Source organism: Pantoea trifolii, from assembly GCF_024506435.1.
Lineage (GTDB): Bacteria > Pseudomonadota > Gammaproteobacteria > Enterobacterales > Enterobacteriaceae > Pantoea > Pantoea trifolii.
The window spans coordinates 3,559,549-3,586,061 of sequence record NZ_JANIET010000001.1; the positions used below are offsets into that span (position 1 = coordinate 3,559,549).

The following is a 26,513-nucleotide window of genomic DNA, read 5'->3' on the forward strand; positions in this document are numbered from 1 at the left end:
CATTAAATAGCGTGATATTGGTCAGAGAATTAAAACGGAATGGGAGCCCTGTCACAGTGAATATCGCCCATAATCTGTGAGTAACGTCGCAATTAATATCCCGATGCGCCTGGCGTATTAATCGTGTCCGCAAGCCGGGACAACATTTAGTATTGTTGCCTACTGATTACTCTCCTAAATTCATACTCCACCAGCACCACATTTTTGCGCGTCTGATTTCTGGCATGGGATAAATATAAACATCAATTAGCCATAAACGTTTTGCCAAAATAAGGGTGAACGAATGCAAATACTGACTTCGCGACAACACCGATTAGTAAAATTGCTGCTGCATCATGCCGCGCCGCAGCCAACAAAAGAATTAGCGTTACAGCTTGGCGTGTCGGAGAAAACCATTCAGCGCGATTTACAGTGGCTGGAGAGCTGGCTGAGCGACTGGTCGCTACAGCTGGAAAAAATGCCGGGACGCGGCGTGCGCCTGCGGGTGGACGATCTGCAGCAGTGTCTGCAACTGGAGCAGCAGCTCAACGGCGACGAAAGCCGTTCGGATGCGCTGAGCCACAATAGCCGACGGGTGAAAATTGCTTCGCAGCTGTTGAGTGATGCGCCACGCGCCACCTCAATCAGTAAATTGTCGGAGCGCTACTTCATCAGCCATGCGTCGATCGTGAATGATCTGAAGGTGATTGAAGAGTGGCTACAGCCGTTGGGATTAATGCTACAGCGCGGCCCCGGCGGCACGCATATTGAAGGCAACGAGCAGACGCTACGCCAGGCGATGGTATCGCTGATTAATGATGTGATGCAGCAGAACGTCGCCGGCACGCCGCTGCTACCGCGGCTCGATCCAGGCAGCCAACAGGCGCTGGTGCACTATTTTGGCGATGAGGATGTGACTTTTGTGCAGGCGCTGCTGGAGCAAATGGAGCAGCAGCTGAGTTATCCGCTCGGCGATGCGTGGTACCTCAATCTCTGTACCCATATTCTGATCATGATGCATCGCATGGCGCAAGGTAACGCGCTGGCGCTGGAAACGCTGACCAGCGCGCAGGATCTCGACCAGCGCATTCTGAACATTGCCCAGCAGATGGTGGTGCAGATTGAACAGCGCATGTGCTGCGCATTGCCGGCCGATGAAGTGGGTTTTATTTATCAATATATTGTTTCGTCCGGCATTGTGGTGGAAGAGCGTGGCGATAATGCACCGCTGCATAATCAATTTTCCACCGCTGAATCGGTGAAAATAACTTGTGAATTAATCGATCGCTTCGCCTCATTTATTCAGCAGGACTTAGCACAGGACCGATTATTATTTGAAGGCTTATTAGTCCATATAAAGCCATTATTAAATCGACTCAAATATCATATTCATATTCGTAATCCGCTGCTGGAGGATATTCAGCAGGAGATGAAGGCAATATTTTCCTTAACTCAACAGGCGATGCAATTAACCGCGCGCAGTCAGGGACTTTCATCGGTGGCGGATGATGAAATAGGTTATCTGTGCGTGCATTTCCAGGCGGCGCTGGAGCGACAAATTGCCCACAAACGCATTCTGGTGGTGTGCTCGAGCGGCGTGGGGACCTCGCATCTGCTAAAGAGTCGCATTCTGCGCGCCTTCCCGGATTGGGCGATTGTCGGCGTGGTTTCCGCCAGCAATCACGCGGCGTTTTGCCAGCGAGAAACGGTGGATTTGGTGATCACCACCATTCACCTCAATGCCGGATCGGTTCCGGCGGTGTATGTCAGTGCCTTTTTTAACGATGACGATATTCGGCGGGTGACAGACGCCATGATTGGCAGCCAACTGCCCGACGGCGCCTCCTGCGCTTTGGCTGAACATTAATTGAATGAGGATTGATCATGGATATTTCGCGCATTCTGACGCCACGCCGCGTTAACCTGGCGCTGACCGCCACCACCAAAGAGCAAGCGATTCATGAGCTGACCGATTTGCTCTACCAAGACGGCGCCATCAGCGACCGCGCCGCCTTTATCGAAGACGTCTGGCTGCGGGAAGCCGAGGGTTCCACCGGCTTCGAAAATCACATCGCCATTCCGCACGGTAAATCTGCGGCGGTGAAACAAACCACGCTCGCCATCGGCCGCACCCAACACGACATTCCGTGGGAAACACTCGATGGCAGCCAGGTGCGCTGCATCATTCTGTTCGCGGTGCGACTGGAAGATCAGAACACCACCCATATTCGCCTGTTGTCGCAGGTGGCCAGTGCGCTGGCCGATGATGAGGTGATAGCCCAACTGCTGGTCGAAAATGATGCCAGCAATATCATCCGGCTGTTTAGTCAGTACGCCGAAACCGACCTCTGTTAACACCCTAACTCTTTGAGGTGACACATGAATATCGTCTGTGTAGCGGCCTGCACGGCAGGCATCGCGCATACCTATATTGCGCGCGAAAAACTGATTAAAGGGGCCCACGCGCTGGGCCACACCATCCACGTTGAAACCCAGGGCACCATTGGCACCGAAACGGCGCTGACGCAGGAAGAGATCGCCGCCGCTGACGTGGTGATCCTCGCCGTTGACGTGAAGATCAAAGGCGAGGAGCGCTTTCAGGGCAAACCCATAGTGCGAGTGAAAACCGAAGTGGTGATCAAATCACCGGTGAAATTCCTCGAAAAAGTGGCGGATTCACTGGCGCGCGCCTGAGGAGATCCATCATGAGTGACAATAAACGTCAGTACGGCCAGGAGATCAAAGGGCACTTGCTCACCGGGATCTCGTGGATGATCCCGCTGATCGTCGCCGCCGGGATCTGCATCGCGCTCGGCCAGGTGATTGGCGGCCCGGATGTCGGCAAACAGACCGGCACTGTCGCCTGGATGCTCAACCAGATCGGCGGCTGGGGCATGGGCTTAATTGTGCCGCTGATCAGCGCGGCGATCGCCTACTCCATTGCCGATCGTCCCGGCTTCGCGCCCGGCCTGATCGTCGGGTTTATCTGCGGGCAGATCGGTACCGGCTTTATCGGCGGCATCTTCGGTGGCTTCCTGGTCGGTTATACGGTGCTGCTGCTGCGCCGCACCATTAAGTTACCGAAATCGATGCAGGGTTTAATGCCGATTATGGTGCTGCCGGTGCTGAGCACCATCATCGCCGGGCTGCTAATGATGACCTTTATCGGCCAGCCGATTGTCTGGCTGCAGAAGGCGCTGATTGCCCTGCTGGAGTCGATGCAGGGCGGCTCGAAGTTTGTGATGGGCGCGATTCTCGGCGCGATGGCCACCTTCGATTTCGGCGGTCCGGTGAATAAAACCATGTCGCTGTTCGCCGACGGCATGCTGGTTGACGGCATTTACGGGCCGGAAGCGGTGAAATTTGTCGGCTCGATGATTCCGCCGTTCGGCATCACGCTCTCTTATCTGCTGAGCCGCAACAAATACACCAAAGCGGAAAAAGAGGCGCTGAAAGCCGCCTTCCCGATGGGCATCTGCATGATTACCGAAGGGGTGATTCCGATTGCGGCGCGCGACCTGTTCCGCGTGGTCGGCAGCTGCGTGGTGGCCTCCGCTATCGCCGGTGGACTGATTATGGTGTGGGGCGTTGGCGCACCGGTGCCGCACGGCGGCATGTTTGTGGTGCCGCTGTTCACCAAACCCTGGCTGTTCTGTTTAGCGCTCGGCATTGGCACCACGGTGTGCGGCGTGATGCTGTCGGTACTGAAAAAGCCGGTTACGCAGGCGGATGAAGAGTTCGATGACGTGGAAGCCCCCGGCGTTCGCGATGAAGAGATCAAATTCACTCTGGAATAAGGAGCCACCATGTTTGCCATGATGAACGACCTGATTCAGGCCGCTGCCCAACAGCGTTATGCGGTGCTGGCGATCAACTGCTTCAACCTGGAAACCGCGCGCGCCGCCATTCAGGCCGCTGAACAGCAGCGCGCCCCGCTAATCCTCAATGTGTATCAGGGACACAGCGCGCACTTTCCCCCTGCTGTCGCGGTGCCGTTAGTGCGAGCGCTGGCCGATGCCGCCAGCGTGCCGGTGGCGCTGGCACTCGATCACGGCAAAGCCTTTCCGCTGATTGGTCAGGCGTTTCGCGCCGGTTTTACCGGCTTGATGATCGATGCCTCGTCTGAGCCGCTCGCCGAGAACATTCGCCAGACCGCTGCCGTAGTGAAGATGGCGCATACCGCTGGTGTATGTGTGGAAGGCGAGCTGGGGCACATCGCCGATGCACCAACCTACGAGCTGGCCGATGCTTCAGTGAAGATGACGCAGGTGGCCGATGTGCTGCCGTTTATCGAACAGACCAACATTGATCTGCTGGCGATCTCGGTCGGTACCGCGCACGGACTTTATCCGGCTGGGGTGAAGCCGAAAATCGATTTTCAGCGCCTGCAGGCGCTGCATGCGGTATCCACGCGACCGTTGGCGCTACATGGTGGATCGGGCACGCCGACCGAGGATATCCGCCGCGTCAGTGAGTTTGGCGTCGCCAAGATCAATGTCGGTGCGGCGGTGTTTGATGCCGGGAAAATGGCGGTGGTGCAGGCCTTGAAGCAGCATCCGCATGTTGAACTGGCCGACTTGCTTAGGCTGATGGAATCAGCCTGCCGTGAAGTGGTCGTCGAGTATCTGAGCTGGTCGGGATCGGCGGGCAAGGGTTAGCCATCGGGTTAGCTGGTGGTCGCCATGAATGGCGACCCTACATCGTTTTGTAAATTTCACATTCATATCCACTATCGGGTCGGCGCGTGCGTCGGCTCCAGTAAAAATCACGCTGAGGAAATATTAACATGTTGATTTCAATGAAAGAGATGTTGGCACCGACTCGTGAACACCGCTACGCGATTGGCGCATTTAACGTGGCCGACAGTTGCTTTATCCGTGCAGTGGTTGAGGAAGCCGAAGCGACCAACACCCCGGCGATTATCTCCATTCACCCGAGCGAACTGGAATTTGTCACCGATGAGTTCTTTGGCTACGTGCGCGAACGCACCCTGAAAAGCAAAGTGCCGTTCACCATCCACCTCGATCACGGCGCGTCCATTGCTCAGGTGCTGCGCGCCATTCAGTGCGGCTTTACTTCGGTGATGATCGATGGCTCGCTGCTGCCCTATGAAGAAAATGTGGCGCTGACCAAAGAAGTGGTAAAGCTGGCGCACGCGGTGGGCGTTTCGGTAGAAGGAGAACTTGGCACCATCGGCGATACCGGCACTTCAGTGGAAGGCGGTGTGAGTAAAGTGATCTACACCGAACCGGCGCAGGCAGAGGATTTTGTGCAGCGTACCGGCGTAGATACGCTGGCGGTGGCGATTGGCACCGCGCACGGCATCTACCCGAAAAATATGAAGCCTGAGCTGCAGATGCATATTCTCAGAGACATTTCACAGCGCACCCCCATTCCGTTGGTGCTGCACGGCGGTTCAGCCAATCCTGATGCTGAGATCGCGGAAGCGGTGACCCTGGGCGTGGGCAAAATCAATATTTCCAGCGACATGAAGTTCGCCTATTTCGACAAGCTGCGTGAGATTCTGGCGCGCGAAACCTGGTGGGATCCGAACGTGATTTATCCGGATGCGATTGCGGCGGCGAAGTCAGTGATTCGCTACAAGATGAATCTGTTTGGCGGGTTGGGTAAGGCGAGTTTGTATCGTTGAGTTTAGTTTCATGGTGCGCAGTTTGCGCACCATGTATACAGGTCGCCATAAATGGCGACCCTACTTCTCGCCTAACCATTTCTGAGTAATCTGGGCGTATTCGCCGGTGGCGGTGCTGAGATGCAGCCACTGATCGACATACAGCTTCCAGCTCATATCATCGCGCGGGATCATGTAGGCCTTCTCGCCGTACTGCATCGGTTTGTCCGGATTGATGGCGCACAGCGTGGGATAATGCTGCTGCTGGAACAGCGCTTCAGACGCATCGGTGATCATCACATCCGCTTTGTTATCGACTAACTGCTGGAAAATCCCCACGTTGTCAGCCAGCTGCAGCGTTGCCTGTGGTAAATGGCTGTGTACGAAGGCTTCGTTGGTGCCGCCCGCTGGTTCTATAACCCTCACGCTTGCCTTGTTGATCTGCTCAACCGTCTGGTATTTCGCTTTGTCATCGCAGCGTACCAGCGGAATTTTGCCATCGACGCCGAGCGGCTGGGCGAACCAGGCAATCTGCTGACGCTTAAGCGTGACCGATACGCCGCCCAGTGCGATATCACACTGCTTCGCGACAAAATCCTCGCTCAGGGTTTTCCAGGTTGTTGGCACCCACTGCACTTTCGCGCCAAGGCTCGCCGCCAGCGATTGCGCCATGCTGATATCCAATCCTTCGTATTGGCCATCGCTGCGCAAATAGCTATAAGGCTTGTAATCGCCGGTGGTACAAACTTTTAAGGTCTTGCTTGCGCGGATGTCATCAAGGTGGGATTGCGCCTGAGCAGCGCCAGTCACCAGAAGTAATGCACTCAGTATCGCGGTTTTCATGGTTTCTTCTTTTATGAGTTGATGTTGGTTTGCATGCGGATTGTTTCATAATCATCCGCATTATTGCTTTCTTAGCAAAAGTGTTGTGATCAATCACGCATTTTTCTCGCTCCTGCGCGCGCGTAGAGTGTGCGGCATCAACCAGAAACGGAGCGGATTAGATGAATTTTTTAATTATCGATGGCGGCAAAACCTTCGCCCATTCGAAAGGCGAGCTGAACCATACTTTGACTGACGTTGCAGCCAGCCAGCTGCGCGACCTTGGTCATCAGGTACAGGTGACTATCGCTGATAACAATTACAACGTGGCAGAAGAAGTGCAGAAGTACCTCGACAGCGATGTGGTGATTTATCAGATGCCGGGTTGGTGGATGGGCGAGCCGTGGACGGTGAAAAAATACATCGATGATGTCTTCACTGAAGGTCACGGTTCACTGTACGCCAGCGATGGCCGCACGCGTAGCGATGCCGGTAAAAAGTACGGTTCTGGCGGCCTGATTCAGGGCAAGAAATACATGTTGTCATTGACCTGGAACGCGCCGCTGGAAGCCTTTAACGATCCTGAGCAGTTCTTCGAAGGCGTGGGCGTGGATGGCTTATATCTGCACTTCCATAAAGCCAACCAGTTCCTCGGTATGGAAGGTTTGCCAACCTTTATCTGTAACGATGTGATTAAAATGCCGGACGTGCCGCGCGATATCGAACGTTATCGGACTCATCTCAGCCAGATCTTTGCTTAACTGTAAGCACCCAGGGAAAAAAGGAAGCGCTATGTTAACCGTCGTTGCAGAAATTTGTGTCAAACCGGGCCGCCGTCAGGTGGTGCTAGATGCGATTAATCAGCTGATTCCAACCGTGCTGAAAGAAGATGGTTGCCATCAATATGACGCATTAGTGGATCATCAGGCACAAGTGCCGTGGAAACAGAATTCACCCGATTCGATTTTCATGCTGGAACTGTGGGAATCGCTGCGCCATCTGGAGCAGCATCAGCAGATGCCACATATGGATGCGCATCGCGCACTGATTAAAGATGACGTAGTGGATGTGAAGATTCTGGTGCTGGAAGCGGCTAAATAAGTCGATTTAGTTTGTCGCTCAGCATCATGCATAAAAAAAGCCCCGATCTCGCGACCGGGGCTTTTGTTTAGCAGCTCATCAGGGATTAGTGCTGTTCTTGAATCAGGTGCTGAGGAACCATTACTTCAGCATCGCCAGCGTTGTTCTGGTAAACGTTATATTCAACGCCTGCCACGGTTACGGTGCCATTTGCCTGGCTCCAGTTACTCACTTCTTCACCTTTCGGCAAGATGTCTTCCAGAGCAACTTCTTTACCTGCGTCAGCAATCATCAACTGGGTTTTACCGTTGTCAATGAACAGGGAATCATCGCTCATTCCCAGGATGTCATTCAGAGACATAGTCATCAGAATGTCATTCACTGAATCCGGGAACAGATCGCCCGGATCAACAGCGCCAGGAGGCGTAACGTCAATGACCAGCGTGAACGTTTCGCTACCCGCAGTTTCATTACCGGCTAAATCGCGGTAGCCGAAGGAGAAGTCATAACTGCGTTCTTCAAGCTCAATGGTCTCCAGTTTCCACTCGCCATTAGTCACTACAGCGCTGCCGAGTACTAAAGTGCGCGCAGCATCGCCATAAAGTACAACAGTGGTGCCATCTTCTACACCGCTACCGTTCAGCGTCAGCACCTGGCCATTAACCGGTGTTAAGGTACCGTCTTTTCTGGGTGTTAAATCCAACGGTTTAGTAAATCCATCTTTGTCAACGAAAGTACCGTCCAGGAAGCTACCACCGCCAGGAGGAGTCACATCCACCTCAAAGTTGATACCAGCGTTAATTGGGCCAGGAACGCCTGATGCGCTGACAGGCTGAACACGGATGTTATGCGCGCCTTCAGTCAGATCTTGCAGCTCATAGCTCCACTCGCCATTGGTGACCACGGCAGAACCAATTTCTGTGTTGCCATCCCAGATAATGACTTTAGAACCCTCTTCACCAGTACCGCGCACGGTTGGGGATTTATCGTCGGTGAAACCACCTTCATGAATTACACCGGTTTCGATGCCAACATCATCCCACAGTTCAAAATTGACAATTTCATCTGGTACTTGGGTATCAATGATCAGATCAATGGGGTCTGAACGATCGGATGTGTTACCTGCTGGATCGGTGATATCAACGACTACCTCATATTCACCATCATCAATTGGATCCGTTGGTGTCACTGTCCAGTTGCCACCTGCATCTACGATGCCGGTTCCAATGACTTTCTCATCTCCATTTTCGTCAATGATAACGACTTCAACGGTATCACCCGGGTTAGCGCCACCCCCCTTGAATTCAGGCTTGGTTTCGTCAATTGGCGTTCCTGGCTGCACCGGGCCATTGTCCCCACCGGTATTATCAATAATTTCAGGTACACCCGGTTTATTTGGTGGCGTGAGATCCACCACGATAATCACTGGAGTAGAGAAATCAGACTCTTTTCCGGTTGCAGGATCCTCGATTTTAATCTTCAGCTCATGTGAACTCTCATCCAGCGGATCCAGTTCGATTTCCCATGTGCCGTCAGCTTTAACCACCGTTGAATTAATAACATCATCACCGTCATAAACGTGAACAATCTCACCTTCTTTACCGGTTCCGCGCAGTACAGGCGTATCATCATTGGTTGCATCTCCGCTAACCAGAGGACGCTCGGTACTCCCGTTGTTAGCAACAATTTCACTGATTTCCGCTGGTGGTGGAGATGAAGTATCAACGATCAGAATAAATTCATCGGATTTAGCAGAAGCACTCCCCCCTTTTGAGACCGAGTCTACACGCAGGGAGTGTGAGCCTTCAGCCAGTTCCTGATCCACCTCATAGCTCCATTGACCGCGACTATTAGCAACAGTGCTACCAATGAGTTGATTACCATCCCAAATACGCACAATGGAACCGGCATCCGCTACGCCAGAGAGCTTAGGCGTGGTGTCATCGGTTTTATCTCCCGAATGCAATATGGCGGTTTTATCAAAATCATCAAAAGCTTCACTAATCTCTGGTGCGCTGGGTGCCGTTGCATCCAGCTTCAGGATGAAGTTGTCAGATTTCGGGCTCATACGACCATAGCTATCCTCGTATGCCGCGCTGAAGACATAAGTATCATCAGTAGTCAGCGTTGGGGTAAAGCTCCAGCGGCCATCATTGCCTGCTGTAACACTGCCAATTGGGGTAGCAGTGGCGCCATAGATGAATACCAGCGATCCCGGTTGAGCAACGCCTGACAAGGTTGGCGTTTTGTCATCGGTATATTGACCTGACGTTAAATGGTCAATTTGGCCTTCATCGTCAATGACGCGCAAAATTTGTGGTGCTTCAGGATTTTCAGCTTCAATGTGGAAAATCATTTGAGTTGGTATAAGACCCCAGTTACCTGCATCATCACGCACTCGATACTGGAAGAAGTAGACGCCATCAGGCAGTGCATCAGAGCTGAATGACCATTTTCCATCTGCACCTGTTTCGATGAGGGTTACGGTATTGTTAATCGTGATCTCAATCGTGTCATAAGGGTCGGCGGTACGAGATATACTGATCACGTTGCTCTTTTGGTGTCTTTCAAACGCGTTTGCGAAAGTGCCGAAATCGTTAGTGGTTGCTGCTGGCTCAATGTGATGCTCAACCTCTGACGCTGAATTTTCGGCCATGACCACGATGCCCGCTTCAATTTTAAGATTAAAAGCTGCAGATGCGGGACTTTCATGTTTACCCGCATCTTTTACGGTAGCGGTCAGGCTGTGGTCGCCATCGGCCAGATCTGGTGTAACGGTCCATGCACCCATGCCATTCACTTTCGCGGAAGCAATTGGAGTTGTGCCGTTATTATCGTAGATATAAACGGTTGAACCCGGTTCTCCTACACCTGAAAGTACTGGTTGAGCCTCATCAGTAATATCGCCTGGATTCAAATTACCTTTATCACTGCCGGTGTTATCTGCTACACGCCAAATTTCGGGGGCTACTGGCGGTTTGGTATCCAGATTAACAATTGATGAAGTTGCCGGTCCACGGTTACCTGCTTCATCAATAATGGTGATTTGAACGGTATGCATGCCTTCAGCCCACTCAGGAGGAGTGAATGACCACTTACCTTCTGCGTCAACTTTCACATAAGTCGTAACGCCGTCGATGATAATTTCAGCTTTTCCATTTTCACCTTTTGGAGCAGTGATATCTTTCCAGCCAAAATCTTTTTTGTTGATGGTCTCTATTTTCTGCACTGCAATTTCATTGATGCTGCTATTAGCCATGATAACATTCCTTTTATGATATTTCGGTTTAAGGTTCCGGTTCCCTCCCGGAACTCAAACATTCTGAGCCAGTTAGTGAAATAGCTAACACAGGACATGTCTCAATTAATTGGGAATAAATAACAATTAATTGAATACAAATGTTTAAAAAATGGTTCGAATCAATAAATTTTAGACCGCGTAATAATTACAGGAAAGAATAAATTATTTATTCTCTACACTGATTATTACTCGACGCTCGCTTGCATAGCACAAACGCTGCTGTTTTAATGACCCAGAGCACTGTTTAGAAACCTGGCTTTCACCCATACTTTGCGATTGAATATTGTCACTACTTAAACCATTATTGACTAATAATTTCTTAATTGTATCAGCGCGGCGTTGGCCTAATTTTAGGTTACTCTCATTATCACCAATAGGATCGGTAAAACCTGTAACGATAATATGCGGATTCAATTTACCATTGCGTTTCATTTGATGCGCGAATTGCTGAATAGCGTTATGGCCTTGAGCAGAAATATCGTTACCGCTGGCACTGGCGAAATTAAATAACAGATCAGATGAAAACTCGTAATTATCGTAAGATTGAGCGGCGTCCACCTTACATGAGATAACGGACGAGGCACGGGAAAGCAAATGCGCTTGCTGCCGGGCACCCATCAACTGTTGCTGCGCCACAGAGGTTTCTACAACATGTGGGCGGCCAGAGCCATCAAGACTTGCAGTGACATAGTAGGTTTTTCCCGCAGCCAATGAATCCCGCCACTGCTGTTGTTGTTTACCTCGATAGCGTGGCGCATCATCGGTGTAGCTTCCTAATGAATGCATACCTGGCTTAAGACAAAACACCGTGTATCCTCCCGATAAAAGGGCGGTTTGGAATTCACCATCCACATAGATATGTGCAGCTTTTTTATTATTATCAGCAGTGCGATAATACACAACTTTGGTTTGATCGGACGCCGCTGCTGGCATTGATTGCCATGATTTCCCAAAAACAGTTTGCGCTTGAATTCCCGTCGTTACGGACAATGATGCAAGAACAGCGACAATAGCAATACGTTTAATCTTCATTACAACTCCCTGGAAGAAAGTGCCAAATGGCACTTTCTTTTATTCCAAATTAAAATTAGCAGTGTGGTGATTATTCAGATAAGTCACGAAATTCCAGGTGATTATCAACTGAAGAGACATCTAATGAAACCACTCCATTAAGGGTGGAATGATTGACATTAAAATCAGACATAATGTTATTTAAAGCACTTTCATCAAGATGTTGAGACAGCACATTTCCTTCCTGGGGTTCGCCAAACAGTGTGTCTTGTTGATCTGAAAGTAGATCAGCAATATTAATATGACCTATTGAATCAGGGAAAAGATCACCTGGATCAACAGCTCCTGGCGGTATAGTGTCAATTTTAACTTCAAATGCAGGCGTTTTAGACGTTACAACACCTTCTGCATCCTTGAAAGCAGCCTCAATGCTATATTTATCGTCTGGAAGATCTGGTGTTGCGATGCTCCACTTTCCTTTAGCATCGACTGTGGAAGAAAGATAAAAGTGGTTATCAGCCCCATTTATCCAAATATAAACGATATCTCCGGCAACTCCGGTACCACCAACAAAGATGGTCGAATCATTTACTGCTTCACCGCTCGCAATAGGTGTCTTACCGATATGGAATTTTTGACCACCTTCCAACTTCTCATCGCGATAAACATCACCAATCACACCGGTTACTGGCACATTTGGATCGGGAATAACTTCATCACCGGGTACGGGATCGATGGGTGCATTTGGATCATTGATATCAACGACGACTTTTTCAGAAAGCTGAGATTGATTACCGGCGGGATCAACAACGATGATTTGGAATTCATGTTTACCGTTTTCTAAAGCTTTTTCCGGTGTAAAGGTCCACTCGCCTTTGTCATCAATAACGGTGCTTCCTATAACTTTGCCGTTGTCGATTATTTTGACGATATCACCTTTCTCACCCACACCAGAAAACGTCGGCGTGCTGTCTTCAGTTTCATCACTGTTTTCAATCGGTTTTTCATTGCTATCTTTAATTGCACCAATACCTTTATTTTCAGGCGCAATGGTATCAATCTCAACGATCCAGGCATCTGACGGCAAAGATTTATTACCTACCTGATCAACGACCACAATGCTGAAATCATGTTTTCCGTCGGCTAATTTTGGGCAGGTGAATTTCCAATTACCTTCACTATCCGTTTTCGCGGTGCCCTGCAATTGACCATTTTTCCAGATTTCAACCGTAGAGCCAGCTTCAGCTTTACCTGAAAGACTTGGCGTACTGTCTTTGGTCACGCCATCTTTTGTAATTTCTTTTGGTGGATTCGTACTGTCGTCGAACATGCCACCAATGGTACCTTTTGCTGGTGCAGTCAGATCAATGACAAAACCCCATGCTTCACTTGATTCGCCCACTACGCCTTTTTCATTGCGCTCACGGGTAGTAATGCTGTGGCTACCTGCGCCCAAGGCTTTTCCTGGTGTGAAAGACCAGGTGCCATTTTCACCAACGGTCGTTTCACCAATTTTGATGGTGCCATCCCATACTTCAATCACGTTTCCTTTGGTACCAGTACCATTCAGAGTTGGCGTGGTGTCATCAGTTCGGCTACCTTTAGCGATCAGCCCAGTGATGCTACCTACATCGTCGAATATGCCATTCACCACCGGAACGCTTACATTACCGCCACCGTTGTCACCGCCACCTTTGCCGTCATCGCCACCTTTACCGCCGTCTCCGCCTTTACCACTCTTACCGCTATTGTTGCTGTCCTGATACTGTTCTTTCGCGGCTACGTAACCAAGGCCTGCGGCGGCGGCAATAGCAGCCAAACCACCCAAAGCAATCAGCGCTGGTGACCATTCAAAGCCCGAGGCCAGCGCATAACCAGAATCGGTATCAACAGTGCCTTCGCTCAGAGCTAGCGCGGCGGTTTCGCCATCGACAAGGGCTGCAGCTTCGTGGTCAGCATGTCCATCGGTTGCAACGTATTCATGCATTTCGCCATCTTCTGCTTTCCCTACGAGGGAACCCGATTTGGCGAAGAAGTCTTCGATGATCAAATCTGGGTTATTGCTATCTGAACCTTCCAGCATGACTAACAAGTTTTTTCCTACGCGTTTAACGGTAATGTTTTCTGGCGCAACGCCGTCATTACCCTGCGTAAGAAGATATTTGCCATTGGTAATAGCTTGAATTTTTGCTGATTTTCCATCTTTGCCAGCACGCATGACTTCTGCTTTTGTTATCGTTTTTTTGTCGATAACCGCAACACTTACGGGCGAAACGTTCATGATTAATCCCTTTAAAACATTTGATTTTGATTGCGCATTTGCAAGCAAGAGCAGCAATCTCCCTGGCTTAGCCCAGCAGTGTGGGCTCAAAGTGAGCGACATAATCAGGAAAGAGAGATTTCCGAGACATAAGAAATGTCCCGTTAGGGCATAAAAAACTTCCCAACATTACCAAAAGGTAAGTTAGTTAATTAACCAACTGAAATTGTGAGTTTTTATGGCTGATAATGTGATAAGAGATGGGAAGTAATTGAATTAAAATAGGACTATAACAGATGATTTTCCTGAATTTTTTTGCGTAAAAAATCCAAAAAACAGGTAATGCGTGAGGTAAGGGATTGATTGCGATAATAGACCGCGTGGACAGGTAGACGTTGTTCACGGGTCTCGGTTTCTAAAACCGGGATTAAACGCCCGTTAACACGATCATCCCGACTGACAAAATCGGATAAACGCACGATACCTTGCCCGGCCAACGCCAGTTGACGCAGCGTTTCACCGCTGGAGGCAGATAGCGTGGGTTTAATACGCAGGAACTCCCCCTCACGCTGCCATACCGGCCAGACGTTATGCGCATCGAGCTGACTAAACCCCAGCAGTTGGTGATTCGCCAGCGCTTCCACGCTTTCAGGGGTGCCGAATTTATCGAGATAAGCCGGGCTGGCCAATAAGCGTATGGCGCTGCTTCCAAGAACACGCGCGCGTAGTGTCGAATCACGTAACTCGCCGATGCGAATGGCGATGTCTGTTTGCTGCTCCAGCAGGTCGATAACGATATCGTCAGTGTTCAGTTCCAGTTGAATATGCGGATACTGCTGACGAAACTCTGCCACTAGCGGCACAATAACGTGCAGGGTAAATGGCGTATTAGCATTGACGCGTAGGCGTCCGGAAGGAATATCCCGGCGCTGTGCGATTTGTTCTTCGGCCTGTTCGACTGAAGCGAGAATCTGCCGTGCGTGATCGAGAAAAATCATCCCCTCTTCGGTCAATGCCAGCCGACGCGTTGTGCGATGCATTAAGGTGGTTTGCAGCTTGCTTTCCAGGCGGCTAAGTGCACGGCTCACACCAGAGCTGGTTTGATCGAGTTGCTCTGCAGCTGACGTGATTGATCCCGTATCCACCACCGCAACCCAGGCACGCAACTCTTCCAGTGTGATTTTCAAATTTCCATCCTCAGAGAACAAGACCTGTCTTAGCGCGGTTTCTGACACTTTCGACTTAAATTACGCCACTTTATCAGCGGCAGGATATCACAATGCGCCATAAACCTCGGACCGATAGCGGTTTACGCCAGAAGCAAGCGGTAACCCAGTTACTGCAGCAAGGCCGACAGGAAGAAGCCTGGCGTAAAATCCGCGCGCATCTGACACTTGTCCCTTACGATGGCTGGTTTCTGCATGAAGCCGCGAGGCTTGCACGGCGCAGTGGCGATCTTGATTTGGCGCAGCGCTATTATCAGCGGGCGCTGAAGCTTGCGCCACAAGATGCGGGATTACTCAACGGTCTCGGCCTTACCCATTATGACGCCGGACGCTGGAGCGAGGCCGAAGCCTGTTATCAGGCTGCACTGAAATCACATGAGGGCTACGCCGCCTGTCACAATAATTATGCCATTCTGCTGCATAAACAGCGTCACTACCACCTTGCTTTAGAACAGTATCGATTAGCTTTGCTGAGCAAGGCCGATTATACCGAAGCCCGCTATGGCATGAGTACATTGCTGGCACACATGGGCCAGTTGCAAGAAGCTGAAAGCCAAATGCAACAAGTGTTACATGTTCGTCGCAGCGATCTACGCTGTCGCAATGCGCTCGGCATGGTGCAACTACAGCAAGGCAACTTTTCTGCGGGCTGGTCAAACTATCAGGCGCGTTATGCGCCGGACAATCCTGATCGCTTCTTTACTTTGCCTAAACTGCCAATGCGCTACTGGAAAGGAGAAGATCTGTGCGGTAAAACGCTGTTGGTGCGGACTGAGCAAGGAATGGGCGACGAGATACAATTCAGTCGCTTTCTCCCACGTCTGAAAACTGAAAAGCAGGCAGAAAGCGTGATCATGCTGGGAAGCAAGCCATTGAAACCATTAATGTTCTCGATGCCGCATCTCGATCATTATCTTACGCGTGAAGAAGCACAGCACGCGTTGCCACAGGCAGATTATTGGTGCTCATTACTGGATTTACCGCAGCATTTCCTCAACTCAACACAACCCTTTGGCGCGCATCATCCCTATCTGTTCAGCCCCAAAGAACAGCAGGCAAAGTGGCCGATTCTGGGGAGCGGGAAAAAAATTGGTATCGTTTGGAAAGGATCCACCGGACATAAGAATGATAGTCAGCGATCGCTTGCACATCTATCACAACTCGCGCCTTTGTTTGACCTGCCTGATAACAACTGGATTAGTTTGCAAAAAGGTGCAGGTGAAGAGGACATTACTGATTTCCCGCACGTGCAGCCACTTGGTGCGCTGTTTAGCAGTTATCGGGACACTGCCGCCGTTATCGCCCAATTAGATTTAGTGATAGGCGTCGATACCTCAGTGATTCATCTGGCGGGAGCGATGGGGAAAGCTTGCTGGGTAATGTTGCCTGCCTGGGCGCGCGACTGGCGCTGGTTAGCCAATCGCGACGATTCGCCGTGGTATCCGCAAATGAGATTGTTTGCGCGCGGGCAGGATGAAGAGTGGAGCGCGGTAGTTGCGCGGATTAAGCAGGCGCTGCAGCAGCAATAAAAAAGGGACGCCGAGGCGTCCCTTTTTCTACACTTCGAGGTCGGCTAAATCGCCTTTCTCTTGCAGCCAGTTTCGGCGATCTTCCGAACGTTTCTTCGCCAGCAGCATGTCCATTACACGCAGCGTTTGGTCGACATCTTCATCGCTGATCGTCAGCTGAACCAGACGACGCGTGTTTGGATCGAGCGTGGTTTCGCGCAGCTGCAGCGGGTTCATTTCACCCAAGCCCTTAAAGCGCTGCACATTCGGCTTACCTTTCTTACGCTTGAGCTGGTCCAGCACGCCCTCTTTCTCATCTTCATCTAGGGCGTAATAGACTTCTTTGCCGAGATCGATGCGATACAGCGGCGGCATGGCCACATATACATGGCCGTGCTGCACCAGCGAACGGAAATGCTTCACAAACAGCGCGCACAGCAGCGTGGCAATGTGCAAACCATCGGAATCCGCATCCGCGAGGATACAGATCTTGCCGTAACGCAGCTGGCTCAGATCTTCGCTGTCGGGATCGATACCGATCGCCACGGAAATATCATGCACTTCCTGCGAGGCCAGCACTTCGTCTGAAGAGACTTCCCAGGTGTTGAGGATCTTGCCTTTCAGCGGCATGATCGCTTGATAATCACGATCGCGCGCCTGCTTGGCGGATCCGCCCGCAGAATCCCCTTCGACGAGGAACAGTTCGGTTCGATTCAAATCCTGCGCGGTGCAGTCAGCCAGTTTGCCCGGCAGCGCCGGTCCGCTGGTGAGTTTTTTACGCACCACTTTCTTGGCGGCACGCATACGGCGCTGTGCGCTGGAGATCGCCAGCTCGGCCAGCATTTCAGCCGCCTGCACGTTCTGGTTCAGCCACAGGCTGAAAGCATCTTTGACCACCGCTGAGACGAACGCCGCACACTGACGTGACGACAGGCGCTCTTTCGTCTGACCGGCAAACTGTGGATCCTGCATCTTCACCGACAGTACGTACGCACAGCGATCCCAGATATCTTCCGCCGAGAGCTTCACGCCGCGCGGCAAAATATTGCGGTATTCGCAGAACTCACGCATGGCATCCAGCAATCCCTGACGCAAGCCGTTGACGTGCGTGCCGCCTTGCATGGTTGGGATCAGGTTGACGTAGCTTTCCGTTAGCAGCTCACCGCCTTCCGGCAGCCACAGCAGCGCCCAATCCACCGCTTCCACATCGCCGGCAAAACTGCCCACAAAAGGTTTTTCCGGCAGCGTCGGCAAGCCGTCAACCGCCTCACACAGGTAATCGGTCAGGCCATCCTGATACATCCAGGTTTGTTCGGTATCGTTGACCTTGTCTTTAAAGACAATTTCAACGCCCGGACAGAGCACGGCTTTGGCTTTTAACAGATGCGATAAACGGGAAACCGAGAAACGCGGGCTATCAAAGAAGCTTTCATCTGGCCAGAAATGTACGCTGGTGCCGGTGTTGCGTTTACCGACGGTGCCGGTAACCGTAAGATCCTGCACTTTATCGCCATTTTCGAAGGCAATCTGATAGATCTCGCCGTTACGACGCACGGTAACTTCCACGCGCTTCGATAAGGCGTTGACCACCGAGATGCCGACGCCGTGCAAGCCGCCTGAGAACTGATAGTTTTTATTGGAGAATTTTCCGCCCGCATGCAGGCGACAAAGAATCAGCTCAACCGCAGGCACGCCTTCTTCCGGATGGATATCCACCGGCATGCCACGACCGTCATCAATAACTTCCAATGACTGATCGGCATGAAGAATCACTTCCACACGTTTGGCGTGACCAGCCAGCGCCTCATCGACGCTGTTATCGATCACTTCCTGGCCCAGATGGTTCGGGCGCGTGGTATCGGTGTACATCCCCGGACGACGACGCACCGGTTCAAGGCCGGTCAGGACCTCAATGGCATCGGCATTATAGCTTGATTGGCTCATCGTAAATGTCTGATTAGCAATAGGAAAATGGCCCCACTTCGCAAAGCTACTGAGCGTTTAATCCCAGAAAATCAACTATCTGTGCGAAATGGCGTTCGAATCCGATATAGGCATGATTGCCGCCCTCTTCAACCGTCTGGCGGCATGCGCTGTAATACTCCAGCGCCTGGCGATAATCGAGTATTTCATCGCCGGTTTGTTGCAGCAGCCAAAGTAAATCAGGCGCTTCAAGAGGGTCAATCTGCATTACTTTCAGATCGTAAATGTGGCGAGACTCTAACACATATTGCTGGCCGGTGTAGGGATTACGGTTTTCGCCGAGGTAATCCACCAGCAGCTCAAACGGCCGTACGGCGGGATTGACCACCACCGCTGGCAACATAAAACACTGCGACAGCCAGGTAGCAAAATAGCCGCCCAGCGACGATCCCACCAATCCCAGCGGTTCACCGGAATACTGCATCACCAGCTCTTCCAACATGCTGGCGGCGTCGGCCGGAAACGTCGGCAGTTGCGGCACCATCACATTGATGTGTGGATGCTGCTCGTTGAGCCATTGCTGTAGCTGGGTAGCTTTCGCCGATTGCGGGGAACTGTTGAAGCCATGCAGATAAATCAGCGCCGCCATTGCTTAGTAGCCCTCGGAATCAAGATCGGGGCGGAACATGTCGCTTTGCAGGCGGTTCACCTCGGTTTGCAGCGTCCCGTCTACCTGTAAAGTAAACCAGCGCCAGCCTGGCGCCAGCGTATCAATAGTGAAGTTGGTGCAATGCGGTTTGAACTGGACACAGGTCGATGGCGAAGCCATTACGCGGCGACCATGCCAGTCGAGATCGAGTTCCTGATGAATATGGCCGCACACCAGATTGCGCGCACGCGGGAAGTGTTGCAGTACTGCTTCCAGCTGATGTGGATTACGCAAGCTGTGCTGATCTAACCAGGTACAACCGGAAGCCAGAGGATGATGATGCAGCAGCACTAAGGTGTGACGTTCCGGATACTTGCTGAGCGCGGTGTGCAGCCACTCAAGCTGGTATTCGCTCAACATGCCGTGCGGGACACCAAATACCTGACTATCTAACAGCACCAGCTGCCAGTGATCGCCTAGCAGAACATGCTTGTCTGACTTAATACCCGCATCGGCCAGCGTATCCACCATCGCCGGCTGAAAATCATGATTTCCCGGCAGCCAGACGCAAGGTTTCGGCAGACGATTAATGCCCGCTACAAAATGTTGGTAAGCTTCGACGGTGTGATCCTGAGCGAGATCGCCGGTGGCGATAATCAGATCATAATGCTGCTGTTGTGCCTCAATGGCATCCAGCACCGCATCAAAACTCGACCAGGTATTCACCCCAAGCAGCGATTGATGTTTTCCGGCAAAAAGATGGGTATCCGTGATTTGTAAAATCCTGATATCAGACCCATCTCGTGCAGGAAGAGTTAGCAGGCTATCCAAAGCGTTTCCTTAATCTCCACGCCATCGTTGCGTTTTTTTACGCTATCAGCAAACCGGTACTGCCACAGCGCCATGCGCTAAGCAGTAACGTAACCAATCCGCAAGGAACTGGTTAATCTGATGTTTTTCATCGCGCTGATGCAGTTTTTTATTAGGATAATCATAGCGCGCTTTAAATCGGTAGATCTGTTTAGTGGAACACACTTCAGCGACCATCGCATCATGGTAGAGCCGCACAGACATCGAAGGCAGGCTCCAGTAACTCACCGCGGGTGCCACCTGACGCACTTCAACCAAAGTGGTGTAACGGGTCGATTCCTCGATGGTGAGCTGATAGCTGGCGCCATTCACCTGATAAATCACCGATGCACCTGCCTCGTCATTACGCGGCAGCAGGCGACGCAGTTGTGCGAAATTGGTTTCGCACAGGCGCATCATTTCGGGAAAGTCAGGGGTATAGCGCTGTTTCATTTTAGCTTCCACTCTTCTCGTAGTTTTTCATGGTGCAACGCCAGCCATTGCAAGGCGATGACAGATGCCGCGTTATCAATAATCCCCTCTTCCACCCAGCGATAAGCCTGTTCGCGGCTCACCACATGGACAAGAATATCCTCATTCTCTTCCTCCAGCCCGTGATTTCCCTCTGCCAGGCTGGCATCCACTTCGCCCACCAGCACCGATAAACGTTCAGATGTTCCGCCGGGGCTGGCTAAGTAATTCACTATCGGTTTGACGCGGCCAACCTTGAGGCCAGCTTCTTCTACCGCCTCACGACGTGCGACATCTTCTGGTGTTTCGCCAGGTTCGATGATGCCAGCCACCATTTCCAGCAGCCAGGGCGTTGGGCTGGAATCAAAAGCGGGAATGCGGATCTGCTCGATCAGCACCACTTCATCGCGTAAGGCATCATAGGGTAGCAGCACGGCGGCGTGTCCGCGCTCAAAAACTTCGCGCACCACTTCACCGCTCATTTCGCCATTAAAACGACGGTGACGGAAACGGTAGCTGATGATGGAAAAAAAACCATCGTAACGCGTTTCGCGTGCAATAATTTCTACATCGTTTTTTGTGAAAGTCACAGGGGATTTTTTTGCACTCGCCATCGTCTGATTCCTTATGCAGATTGGGATGGAGCAAAGAAAAGCCAAGTCTACCGCTCCGTCCGAGTGGTTCTTTTTGAATTATTTACGTAAATTAGGGGAAGAAGGCACGTTCAGCCAACTTATCTCTGACGCCGCCTCTGTAGAATCGGCGATTATTTTTTTGGCTTACCTGCAGCACTACCAGTGCATTTTGCTGCAACAAAAGGAATGCAAATGAAAAAACTGCTCCCACTTTTTATTGGACTGAGCCTGGGCGGATTCAGCCTTGCCAGCCAGGCAGAAAACCTGTTGCAGGTCTATCAGCAGGCGCGCCTTAGCAACCCCGATCTGCGCTCCTCTGCCGCTAACCGCGACGCAGCATTTGAGAAAATCAATGAAGCGCGTAGTCCTTTATTGCCGCAGTTAGGCTTGGGCGCTGATTACACTTATAACAACGGCTACCGTGACAGCAGCGGACTTCATTCCAACACGACCAGCGCCTCTCTGCAATTAACTCAAACTATTTTCGATATGTCGAAATGGCGTGCGCTGTCGCTGCAGGAAAAACAAGCCGGTATTCAGGACGTCACCTATCAGGTTGCTCAGCAAGATCTGATTCTGAACAGTGCAACTGCCTATTTCAACGTGTTGAAGGCGATCGATACGCTTTCTTACACCGAAGCACAGAAACAGTCGATCTACCGCGAATTGGATCAAACCACTCAGCGCTTCAATGTAGGTTTGGTCGCGATCACTGACGTGCAGAACGCCCGAGCACAGTATGACACCGTGCTGGCCAACGAAGTGACCGCACGTAACAATCTCGATAATGCGGTGGAATCGCTGCGTCAGATTACCGGGATGGATTATCTGTCGCTGGCTTCTCTGAATATCGATCGTTTTAAAACCGCGCGTCCAGATGCCGTTGCCAGCCTGCTGAAAGAAGCAGAAAGCCGCAACCTGACCTTGCTGTCTGCGCGTCTGAGCCAGGATCTGGCACGTGAGCAGATTCGTTCAGCGGAAACCGGCCACATGCCAACGCTGGATTTGACCGCGTCAACGGGTATGTCGAACAGCAAATATGGCGGCAGCCGCGCTAATCAGAGCGCCGGCAGCACCGACTCGATCACCGGTTCTAACCAGGTTGGCCTGAGCTTCACCATGCCACTGTACAGCGGCGGTTCTGTCACTTCTCAGGTTAAACAGGCGCAGTACAACTATGTCGCGGCCAGCGAACAGCTGGAAGGCGCGCATCGTAGCGCAGTTCAGACGGTGCGTTCTTCATTCAATAACGTGAATGCCTCTATTAGCAGCATCGATGCTTACAAGCAGGCTGTGGTCTCTGCACAAAGTTCACTGGATGCGATGGAAGCCGGTTATCAGGTTGGTACGCGTACCATCGTTGATGTGCTGGATGCGACCACCACGCTGTTCAACGCTAAACAGCAGCTGTCTGATGCGCGTTATAGCTATCTGATCAACCAGCTGAATATCAAATATGCGCTGGGTACGCTGAATGAGCAGGATCTGCAGCAGCTGAACAGCACGCTGGGCAAAGAGATCACCACGACACCAGAAGTGGTGGCGCCGGAAAATAACCAGCAGGCCGCGCGTGTGGATAACGGTCCGAAAGCGTCTTCGCCTTCAGCCGCCGCACAAGCCCGTCCAGCTGCCGCACGCAGCAGCGGAAATCCATTCGGTAATTAATTCCCCAAGGGGCCGCATGCGGCCCCTTTCGCATTCAATCGTATAGCTACGTAAAGATGCTTTCCCCATCTGGCTCCGCGCTTCATTTTCCACCGCTCATCCCCTATCCTTTACCGCACCTTTGGGCACAGGATGAAAATAATGAAACGGACGAAAAATATTCGCCATGCCGCTTTTCGTAAAAGCTGGCAGGCACGCCACTTAACGCCAGTCGCCTTTGCCGTTAGCGCAGTGTTTATGCTGGCAGGCTGCGAGCAGAGTGATGAGACGGTGTCGCTCTATCAAAACGCAGATGATTGCGCCAAAGCCAATCCGGGCCAGAGCGCGCAATGTACCACTGCATATAACAACGCACAGAAAGAAGCTGAACGTACCGCGCCAAAATACGCCACGCGCGAAGATTGTGTGGCTGAGTTTGGTGAGAATCAGTGCCAGCAAACGCCTGCACAAGCGGGCGTGGGCACGACCGCTAATAATGCTGAAGCGCAGCAAAGCGGGAGCTTCTGGATGCCATTGATGGCCGGTTACATGATGGGACGTATGATGAGCGGCGGCGCAGGCTTTGCCCAGCAGCCACTGTTCTCGCCAAAAAATCCGAACAGCCCGGCAAACGGAAAATTTGTCGACGCGTCGGGTAAAAACTACGGCAATGCGACATCAGGCCGAACCATCAATGTGCCGAAAACAGCCATGGCGCCGAAACCCGCCACCACTTCCACTATCACGCGTGGCGGCTTTGGTGACAGCGTGGCAAAACAAAACACCATGCAGCGCAGCAGTGCCTCTGGCACCGGCAGCCGCTCGCTGGGAGGCTAAGCCGCAGCATGCAACGTATTGCAATCCCTGAACGTCCAGACTGGCGTGAAAAAGCAGCTGAGTATGGTTTCCAGTTTCACACCATGTATGGCGAACCTTACTGGTGTGAAGATGCGTACTACCAATTCACGCTAGCGCAGGTTGAACAGCTGGAAGATACCACCGCCGAGCTGCACCAGATGTGTTTGCAAGCGGTGGAGAAAGTGGTGAGCAGTGACGAGCTGCTCACCCGATTCTGCATTCCTAAGCACACCTGGGATTTTGTGCGCGATTCCTGGAAGTTGCGCCAGCCGTCGCTCTATTCGCGCCTCGATCTGGCATGGGATGGCAAAGGTGACGCCAAGCTGCTGGAAAACAACGCCGACACGCCAACCTCGCTGTATGAAGCCGCCTTCTTTCAGTGGATTTGGCTGGAAGACCAGGTCAAAGCGGGCAACCTGCCGCAGGGCAGCGACCAGTTCAACAGCCTGCAAGAGAAGCTGATCGAGCGCTTCGCCACGCTACATCAGCAGTTCGGGTTCAGCTGGCTGCACTTCTCCTGCTGTCGTGATACCGAAGAAGACCGCGCCACGGTGCAATATCTGCAGGACTGCGCCACCGAAGCCGGATTGCCGAGCGAGTTTCTCTATATAGATGAGATTGGATTGGGTGAAAGAGGCCAGTTTACCGATGTAAACGATCAGGTCATCAGCAATCTGTTCAAGCTCTATCCGTGGGAATTCATGCTGCGCGAAGTGTTCTCCACCAAGCTGGCAGACGCGGGCGTGCGCTGGCTGGAGCCGGCATGGAAAAGCATCATCTCCAATAAAGCGCTGTTACCGCTGCTATGGGAAATGTTCCCCAATCATCCCAATTTGCTGCCCGCCTATTTTGCCGATGATAAGAACGCGCCGCAGATGGATAAATACGTGGTGAAACCGCTGTTTTCACGTGAAGGTGCCAATATTCGCATCATTGAGAACGGTCAGGAGATCGCGCGTGCGGACGGCCCGTATGGCGAGGAAGGCATGATTATCCAGCAGTTCTATCAGTTGCCGAAATTTGGTGACAGCTACACGTTGATCGGTAGCTGGCTGATTGACGATCAACCTGCCGGTATCGGCATACGTGAAGATCGTGCATTGATCACTCAGGATCTGTCGCGCTTCTATCCTCATACCTTTATTGAGTAAACGCTGCGCCGCCCGCAATCTTCGGGCGGCCACGCGAATTAACCAATCTGCACCGACATCATGCTGATCGCGCCCATCTCCATACCTTCTACGGGAATAGAGATCGCTTCATCAGCAGCACGCGCACCAAGAATATAGAGCAGCGGTAAATAGTGTTCCGGCGTAGGGTTTGCAAGCTGTGCATCCGGATGCTGCATAAAGTTCACCAATGGGTGATCCGCTGCTTCGCCCTGGAAATCCAGATTCTCACGCACGTGCTGATCAAAGTTATCCGCCCACGGATACGCGGTTTCCGCACCCTGCCAGCGCAGCATACGCAGATTGTGCACTACGTTACCGCTGGCCACGATCATCACACCTTCATCTCGCAATAACGCCAGCTTTTGCCCCAATGCGTAGTGCCATTCGGCTGGTTTAGTAGCGTCGATACTCAATTGCACAACCGGAATGTCGGCTTCGGGATACATTTTTGCCAGCACGCCCCACGAGCCATGATCAAAACCCCACTCCTGATCGGCATGAACGGCGACCGGCGCCAGTAAATCAATCACTTGCTGGGCCAGCTCTGGCGATCCCGGCGCGGGATAACGCACATCAAACAGCGCCTGCGGGAAACCACCGAAATCATGGATGGTGCGTGGATTATTCATCGCCGTCACGGCCGTACCGCGTGTGTACCAGTGCGCCGAAACCGCGAGAATCGCGCGTGGACGCGGCAATGTTGCGCCCAACTGCTGCCAGGTTTGGGTATACCGATTATCTTCCAGTACGTTCATCGGGCTGCCGTGACCAAGGAACAGCGCAGGCATGCGTGTAGTGCTCATGATTAATCCTCTGACGAAGTGTCGCTTTGTTGACCGATACGATACGCGCTTTCGCGGGGGGATTAACGCTGATAAGTATGATGTTCTCTGTCAGGGAATTTGAATGATATTCAGCGGAAAAATTTAAGACCAGATAGGTCTCAATCTTGCACGTGCTCCTTCTACATATCAGTGATATAGCCCGCACCTAAGACCGAGCGAGACCAGTCTTGTTACATCCAATGAATCGTCTTCTTACACTCCACTCGGTTTTGGAAATATGAGCATTGGAATGTATGTTAATTCAGGGAGCAATATTGTGCCTGGCAATGAATATCTACCATGAAGCGCGTGGCGAACCGATTAAAGGACAAATAGCGGTTGGCACGGTGACCATGAACCGGGCCAATTGGGATGTCAAAGAGATCTGTCCTGTGGTGTATGCACCTAAGCAGTTCTCCTGGACGTCTCTCAAAAAGAATCCTTATCGTTATCCACCCAAGGAAGATAAAAGCTGGCAGCGCGCTAGAGAGTTGGCAAAAAAGATTGTTGAAGGGGAATTACAGGACGTAACCAAAGGCGCAACGTTCTTCCATGCACACCACGTTAAACCGACCTGGCGCCATGCTTTTGAACGTACCGTGGTGATTGGTAATCATGTGTTTTATGCCAATCGCTAAAACAAAAAAAGAGGCCGAATAGATCACTATCCGG

General features: G+C 51.7%; 25 protein-coding genes. 14 read left to right on the forward strand and 11 right to left on the reverse strand.

The features are described from left to right. The first annotated feature begins 283 nt into the window (after positions 1–283). From NQH49_RS16385 to NQH49_RS16410, 6 genes are all read left to right on the forward strand, one after another. Complete coding sequence (locus tag NQH49_RS16385; RefSeq protein WP_256697447.1) at positions 284–1,846, forward strand: BglG family transcription antiterminator; 1,563 nt, start codon at positions 284–286, stop codon at positions 1,844–1,846. Between the two features lie 17 nt (positions 1,847–1,863). After that, a complete protein-coding gene (locus NQH49_RS16390) occupies positions 1,864–2,334 on the forward strand; it encodes a PTS sugar transporter subunit IIA (protein WP_256697449.1) in 471 nt (156 codons plus the stop codon). A 24-nt stretch (positions 2,335–2,358) separates the two neighbouring features. Beyond that, on the forward strand, positions 2,359–2,673 hold the full coding sequence (locus NQH49_RS16395) for a PTS fructose transporter subunit IIB (protein ID WP_256697450.1): 315 nt from the start codon (positions 2,359–2,361) through the stop codon (positions 2,671–2,673). 11 nt (positions 2,674–2,684) lie between these two features. Further along, positions 2,685–3,776, forward strand: coding sequence for a PTS fructose transporter subunit IIC (locus tag NQH49_RS16400; RefSeq protein WP_256697451.1), 1,092 nt, complete (start codon positions 2,685–2,687; stop codon positions 3,774–3,776). Positions 3,777–3,785: 9 nt separating this feature from the next. Continuing rightward, a complete protein-coding gene (locus tag NQH49_RS16405) occupies positions 3,786–4,637 on the forward strand; it encodes a class II fructose-bisphosphate aldolase (protein ID WP_256697452.1) in 852 nt (283 codons plus the stop codon). A gap of 128 nt (positions 4,638–4,765) precedes the next feature. After that, positions 4,766–5,629, forward strand: a complete 864-nt coding sequence (locus tag NQH49_RS16410; protein ID WP_256697453.1) for a ketose-bisphosphate aldolase — start codon at positions 4,766–4,768, stop codon at positions 5,627–5,629. 60 nt (positions 5,630–5,689) lie between these two features. Here NQH49_RS16410 and NQH49_RS16415 read toward each other — a convergent pair whose 3' ends face one another. Next, positions 5,690–6,451, reverse strand: coding sequence for a transporter substrate-binding domain-containing protein (locus NQH49_RS16415; RefSeq protein WP_256697454.1), 762 nt, complete (start codon positions 6,449–6,451; stop codon positions 5,690–5,692). A 161-nt stretch (positions 6,452–6,612) separates the two neighbouring features. On the opposite strand from NQH49_RS16415, the gene NQH49_RS16420 reads away from it, so the two are divergent. Together NQH49_RS16420 and NQH49_RS16425 are read left to right on the forward strand one after the other, a co-directional pair. Next, complete coding sequence (locus NQH49_RS16420) at positions 6,613–7,191, forward strand: NAD(P)H-dependent oxidoreductase (RefSeq protein WP_256697455.1); 579 nt, start codon at positions 6,613–6,615, stop codon at positions 7,189–7,191. Positions 7,192–7,222: 31 nt separating this feature from the next. Beyond that, complete coding sequence (locus NQH49_RS16425) at positions 7,223–7,531, forward strand: putative quinol monooxygenase (RefSeq protein ID WP_256697456.1); 309 nt, start codon at positions 7,223–7,225, stop codon at positions 7,529–7,531. 85 nt (positions 7,532–7,616) lie between these two features. On the opposite strand, the gene NQH49_RS16430 is transcribed toward NQH49_RS16425, so the two are convergent. The 4 genes from NQH49_RS16430 to NQH49_RS16445 all read right to left on the reverse strand — a co-directional run bounded on the left by NQH49_RS16430 (position 7,617) and on the right by NQH49_RS16445 (position 15,269). Then, on the reverse strand, positions 7,617–10,769 hold the full coding sequence (locus NQH49_RS16430) for an Ig-like domain-containing protein (RefSeq protein ID WP_256697457.1): 3,153 nt from the start codon (positions 10,767–10,769) through the stop codon (positions 7,617–7,619). Between the two features lie 204 nt (positions 10,770–10,973). Next, positions 10,974–11,843 (reverse strand): OmpA family protein, encoded by an 870-nt coding sequence (locus NQH49_RS16435; RefSeq protein WP_256697458.1) that lies wholly within the window; start codon positions 11,841–11,843, stop codon positions 10,974–10,976. 70 nt (positions 11,844–11,913) lie between these two features. Then, on the reverse strand, positions 11,914–14,103 hold the full coding sequence (locus tag NQH49_RS16440) for an Ig-like domain-containing protein (RefSeq protein WP_256697460.1): 2,190 nt from the start codon (positions 14,101–14,103) through the stop codon (positions 11,914–11,916). A gap of 266 nt (positions 14,104–14,369) precedes the next feature. Then, entirely contained in the window at positions 14,370–15,269 is a 900-nt protein-coding gene (locus tag NQH49_RS16445) for a LysR substrate-binding domain-containing protein (RefSeq protein WP_256697461.1), read from the reverse strand. A 92-nt stretch (positions 15,270–15,361) separates the two neighbouring features. On the opposite strand from NQH49_RS16445, the gene NQH49_RS16450 reads away from it, so the two are divergent. After that, on the forward strand, positions 15,362–16,837 hold the full coding sequence (locus tag NQH49_RS16450; protein ID WP_256697462.1) for a tetratricopeptide repeat-containing glycosyltransferase family protein: 1,476 nt from the start codon (positions 15,362–15,364) through the stop codon (positions 16,835–16,837). Between the two features lie 27 nt (positions 16,838–16,864). On the opposite strand, the gene parE is transcribed toward NQH49_RS16450, so the two are convergent. Genes parE through nudF form a run of 5 tightly spaced genes read right to left on the reverse strand, consistent with a single transcriptional unit; the run spans position 16,865 to position 21,322 of the window. Beyond that, a complete protein-coding gene (gene parE / locus NQH49_RS16455) occupies positions 16,865–18,760 on the reverse strand; it encodes a DNA topoisomerase IV subunit B (RefSeq protein WP_256697463.1) in 1,896 nt (631 codons plus the stop codon). A 46-nt stretch (positions 18,761–18,806) separates the two neighbouring features. Further along, positions 18,807–19,388 carry an esterase YqiA gene (gene yqiA / locus NQH49_RS16460; RefSeq protein WP_256697464.1) on the reverse strand — a complete coding sequence of 194 codons (582 nt, stop codon included), beginning with the start codon at positions 19,386–19,388 and terminating at the stop codon, positions 18,807–18,809. A 3-nt stretch (positions 19,389–19,391) separates the two neighbouring features. After that, positions 19,392–20,219 (reverse strand): 3',5'-cyclic-AMP phosphodiesterase, encoded by an 828-nt coding sequence (gene cpdA / locus NQH49_RS16465; RefSeq protein ID WP_256697466.1) that lies wholly within the window; start codon positions 20,217–20,219, stop codon positions 19,392–19,394. 45 nt (positions 20,220–20,264) lie between these two features. Beyond that, positions 20,265–20,690, reverse strand: a complete 426-nt coding sequence (locus NQH49_RS16470) for a DUF1249 family protein (protein ID WP_008103400.1) — start codon at positions 20,688–20,690, stop codon at positions 20,265–20,267. Further along, complete coding sequence (gene nudF / locus NQH49_RS16475) at positions 20,687–21,322, reverse strand: ADP-ribose diphosphatase (protein WP_256697467.1); 636 nt, start codon at positions 21,320–21,322, stop codon at positions 20,687–20,689. Before nudF ends, NQH49_RS16470 begins: the two co-directional genes overlap by 4 nt. Before the next feature lie 25 nt (positions 21,323–21,347). Between nudF and NQH49_RS16480 the strand changes: the two genes are divergently transcribed. The 4 genes from NQH49_RS16480 (at position 21,348) to NQH49_RS16495 (ending at position 24,996) form a co-directional block, all read left to right on the forward strand. Then, complete coding sequence (locus NQH49_RS16480; RefSeq protein ID WP_225614418.1) at positions 21,348–21,539, forward strand: hypothetical protein; 192 nt, start codon at positions 21,348–21,350, stop codon at positions 21,537–21,539. After that, positions 21,536–23,008, forward strand: a complete 1,473-nt coding sequence (tolC, locus tag NQH49_RS16485; RefSeq protein ID WP_061720468.1) for an outer membrane channel protein TolC — start codon at positions 21,536–21,538, stop codon at positions 23,006–23,008. The genes NQH49_RS16480 and tolC overlap by 4 nt, the downstream gene beginning before the upstream one ends. A 141-nt stretch (positions 23,009–23,149) precedes the next feature. Further along, entirely contained in the window at positions 23,150–23,824 is a 675-nt protein-coding gene (locus NQH49_RS16490) for a DUF1190 family protein (protein WP_008103408.1), read from the forward strand. An 8-nt stretch (positions 23,825–23,832) separates the two neighbouring features. Continuing rightward, complete coding sequence (locus NQH49_RS16495) at positions 23,833–24,996, forward strand: glutathionylspermidine synthase family protein (protein WP_256697468.1); 1,164 nt, start codon at positions 23,833–23,835, stop codon at positions 24,994–24,996. 38 nt (positions 24,997–25,034) lie between these two features. Here the strand turns inward: NQH49_RS16495 and ygiD are convergent, their stop codons facing one another. Next, complete coding sequence (gene ygiD, locus NQH49_RS16500; protein ID WP_256697469.1) at positions 25,035–25,820, reverse strand: 4,5-DOPA-extradiol-dioxygenase; 786 nt, start codon at positions 25,818–25,820, stop codon at positions 25,035–25,037. A gap of 275 nt (positions 25,821–26,095) precedes the next feature. Here ygiD and NQH49_RS16505 point away from each other — a divergent pair, with 275 nt between their 5' ends. Continuing rightward, positions 26,096–26,479 (forward strand): cell wall hydrolase, encoded by a 384-nt coding sequence (locus tag NQH49_RS16505; protein ID WP_256699412.1) that lies wholly within the window; start codon positions 26,096–26,098, stop codon positions 26,477–26,479. Positions 26,480–26,513 lie beyond the last annotated feature (34 nt).